This is a genomic window from Salmonella sp. SAL4457 (assembly GCF_046548235.1).
Classification (GTDB): Bacteria; Pseudomonadota; Gammaproteobacteria; order Enterobacterales; family Enterobacteriaceae; genus Salmonella; species Salmonella enterica.
In genome coordinates this window covers 1-284 of sequence record NZ_JBGDZO010000332.1, presented here as the reverse complement: position 1 = coordinate 284, position 284 = coordinate 1, and the positions used below count along the sequence as shown (strand labels likewise).

Genomic DNA, 284 nt, shown 5'->3' with positions numbered 1-284 from the left:
CACCGAGCCGTCCTGGACGTTGCTGTGCTCGCCGATATGGATCAGCTCGTTGTCGCCGCGCAGCACCGCGCCAAACCAGACGCTGGCGCCGGCATCCAGGCGAACCTTGCCGATCACCGCTGCGCTGGGCGCGATCCAGCTGTCGGGATGGGTTTCGACGCGGGCATCGCCCAGGCGGTATTTCATCGCGATCTCCTCATGGCCGGGGTCTGCGCCCCGTCGGTCAACTCAGTTTGATGAACGAAGCCGGCGGCGTGTGCAGGTCGATGGGGTCGTCGTACAGC

Annotated in this window: 1 protein-coding gene; it reads right to left on the bottom strand. The window is 66.2% G+C overall.

The genetic code is table 11. The features are described 5' to 3' along the window. Positions 1–186 (bottom strand): gamma carbonic anhydrase family protein (locus tag ACLJNW_RS24520; RefSeq protein WP_410961258.1); only part of this gene is annotated, 186 nt, incomplete at its 3' end. Positions 187–284 lie beyond the last annotated feature (98 nt).